Origin of the sequence: Dyella choica, assembly GCF_003977665.1 — a bacterium.
In the GTDB taxonomy this organism is placed as follows: Bacteria; Pseudomonadota; Gammaproteobacteria; order Xanthomonadales; family Rhodanobacteraceae; genus Dyella_B; species Dyella_B choica.
The window spans coordinates 1-2,830 of record NZ_RYYV01000049.1; the positions used below are offsets into that span (position 1 = coordinate 1).

General features: G+C 52.7%; 4 protein-coding genes. 2 read left to right on the forward strand and 2 right to left on the reverse strand.

The window, feature by feature from the left end; translation table 11 throughout:
• Positions 1–71: 71 nt before the first annotated feature.
• The gene (locus tag EKH80_RS23420) at positions 72–692 is read left to right on the forward strand and encodes a transposase (RefSeq protein WP_126687217.1); all 621 of its coding nucleotides are present in this window, start codon (positions 72–74) and stop codon (positions 690–692) included.
• 73 nt (positions 693–765) lie between these two features.
• Here the strand turns inward: EKH80_RS23420 and EKH80_RS23425 are convergent, their stop codons facing one another.
• Positions 766–1,239 (reverse strand): hypothetical protein, encoded by a 474-nt coding sequence (locus EKH80_RS23425; protein WP_126687218.1) that lies wholly within the window; start codon positions 1,237–1,239, stop codon positions 766–768.
• 875 nt (positions 1,240–2,114) lie between these two features.
• On the opposite strand from EKH80_RS23425, the gene EKH80_RS23430 reads away from it, so the two are divergent.
• The gene (locus tag EKH80_RS23430) at positions 2,115–2,525 is read left to right on the forward strand and encodes a hypothetical protein (RefSeq protein ID WP_126687219.1); all 411 of its coding nucleotides are present in this window, start codon (positions 2,115–2,117) and stop codon (positions 2,523–2,525) included.
• 17 nt (positions 2,526–2,542) lie between these two features.
• Here the strand turns inward: EKH80_RS23430 and EKH80_RS23435 are convergent.
• Positions 2,543–2,830, reverse strand: a 288-nt coding sequence (locus EKH80_RS23435) for an integrase core domain-containing protein (protein WP_230473906.1), incomplete at its 5' end; no start/stop codon positions are given.

Here is a 2,830-nt window from a genome sequence, read left to right on the forward strand (position 1 = left end):
ACCATCGGCGCCCTCACCAGGCGCTCGGCATGAAAACACCCGACGAGGCCTATGCTTTAGCGGCCTGACCTGTGCAGAAACCGCTGGGTCATTACAAGCAGCTGTATGCTCTGGCCGGCACTCGTCATCGGGATCTCGGGGTGATGCATGCCGTCCGTTATCGTCCGCTGGCTTGCCGGGTCGTGTTGCATGCCAGAGCCGCCAAGGGCAGGAAAGACCTTACCTGCCTTGGGCACGTTGCGCACAACTCCTACAGTCGCAAGCACGCCCAACGAGAGCGTGAACCATGGTTATTGATCGCGTCGCCGGAACTGAGCCTTACCGCCGCACAGATCGTGCAAATTTATGCGCGACGGATGCAAATTGAGCTCTCCTTTCGGGACCTGAAAAGCCATCGTTATGGATATGGCTTCGAAGACAGCCTCACACGTATCGGCCCCCGCATCGAAGTGCTGTTGCTGCTCAGTGCGATGGCATCCTTCGCTTGCTGGGTGGCTGGCATCGCCAGCGACGCTTCGCCTATGAGTGCTTGGCTTATGCCACGAACTTCTGCACGGCGTCTTTACTCCATCCTTCGTATTGGCCGGGAGGCATTGGCTCGACAATGGCCCTTGCCTGACATGAAGCAACTCTTGCAGCATCTAAGACGACTGGATCCAGTGATGCTTCATCAAATGGGCATCGAGGTATAAAAACGTGGGGATACCTCAGGTTCTGACACCTTTTCACTGGGTTTATCGCGCGCGAAGGCTTCAAATGACGAGGTCATGGGTTTGGCAACAAATTGCCATAACGCCGCTTCAAATCATTCATGTCGATCAGGATGCTCGTTGGCAATGGACAGGCTCCCAGGTCAATTTTGTGGGGCGTTATGTGGTCAGCCAGGAACTCTCCCTTCACCACCAACGTTTTGCCTTTCAAGGTGTCTCGATTGCGATACATCAAACCGGGATTAGCGATGGTCAGGCAGTAGTGGGTGTATTTGCGCTGATCCAATGACATTGATCCGCTATCCCAGACTTTATTGAACTCGTCACTCAACGCCTTGGACTCATAGAGGTTGTGACCCTCAGGCTTCAGGGTTACGTAGCCTCGCACGGTGACCTTCTTGTGTTGGAAGGCCGCGGGGTGGGCATTCAGCTCACTAGGGCTGAATACTTGTTGTTGTGCGCAGGCGCTCACCGTGACCAGAAGAAGGGCAACGCTCATGAGGCTGCGAAGCATCAAGGAAGCTTTCATGGCTGGTGAAAGTTGGCCTGTTCTTGGTTGAGGTTGTTTTGCATCTTTGTGTTCTGGCACCCCGTCAAAGCGCAAGCCGGATACGTGAATCGAAATTGGCCACCGCTGATCTCATGCAATCTCGCATGGCTGTGAGACGCGGTGGCTGGGCAAATATCGACAGAAGTCGAGCACCTATCCATGTTTCAGTGCGGTCGTTGGTTCTCCCTCCAGTCCTTGCTGGAACCGAAATGTCGATATGCCGAATGGGATCGCACAGTTCTTCACTGCCTGACACGCAGGGGATGTAGTTAGCATGGCTTTCTGCCGGTGCTTGGCTCGTACGAGCTTAGTCAGATTTTTTCATCACATTTCTTTCACGTTCCCCAATGCTCTCCTGTCCCTTGTGGGCGCCGGTAGGGGCTCGGGCAGTGACAGTCATGGACAGGCCTGGAGCATAAGCCAAACACACACGGGGGCTGTGGCGTGAGAGGTGGAATCCAATTTATGAATGCCGCACCTTGATGAGTGCATCAGGCGTGGTCGGCTATTTTCGTTAGAAGGTGGAGTTCAGTTTTGACAGGCTCGAAAAGTCTGTTGTCCAAAGGCTTCAGATTTTGGGCGCTTTAAGCCGTTTATGCGGGACGCGAGCTGAGATCAGCATCAAGGACATGGCGAGTTTCAAGGGGCTCCCAATCGTCGCGAATTAAACATCATCAACAAGGGGATGGACATGGCGAAGAAAGCCGCTAAGAAAGCCGCAAAGAAGGCAAGCTTGAAACGCGTTGCTAAGAAGGCAGCCTTTAAAAGGGGTGGGACACCTTCTACTAAAGATGCCATCCGTACGAAAAGTACGGGGCCAAGAGTTACTAATAGTTGATTGCGAGAGTCATCTTATGAAACTTGATGACTATCGGCAGACATATTATGTGTTTTCTGGTAAAGCGAGTGATGTATCAAGGCAACTTGCTTTTGCAGGCATTGCGTTGATTTGGGTGCTTCACCCAGATAAAGGCGCTATAACTACTGTACCAAAAGCGCTCCTTTGGCCAGCATTGTTTTTCTGTTGCTCGCTGAGCTTTGATTTGCTTCACTACACGACTAGCACTGCTATCTGGGGATGGTTTAGTAGGTCGAAGGAAAGAAAGAAGGTTAAAGAAGACGCAGAGCTTGATGCGCCAAGTTATCTAAATTGGCCGGCGCTATTTTGCTTGGTGATAAAGATCGCTTCCAACATAGGGGCTTACTTCTTCGTATTTATGTACATCGCGAGTCAGATTCTTGCTGCTGGGACTTCTTTAAAGTGAAAAGGGGAAAGGGGTTGTCAGGCGAGGCAGCGCTCGTACTCGTTGGGCGAACGATAGCCTAAGGTGGAGTGAAGCCGGTTGGCGTTGTAGAAGTTGACGATGTAATCGGTAATGTCTTGCACCGCCTCCAGGTGATTGGCGTAATCGCGCTGCCAGACGCGTTCCATCTTCAGGTTCAAGAAGAAGCGCTCGATGACGGCGTTGTCCCGGCAGTTTCCTTTGCGACTCATGCTGGCCACCAGGCCGCGCTGGTCCAGCATCGTGCGGTGTTCCTCGCTGGCGTATTGGCTGCCACGGTCCGAATG

Coding starts and splice junctions, on each gene's coding strand:
- EKH80_RS23425 (WP_126687218.1), bottom strand. CDS start 1,239: ATGAAAGCTTCCTTGATGCTTCGCAGCCTCATGAGCGTTGCCCTTCTT.
- EKH80_RS23430 (WP_126687219.1), top strand. CDS start 2,115: ATGAAACTTGATGACTATCGGCAGACATATTATGTGTTTTCTGGTAAA.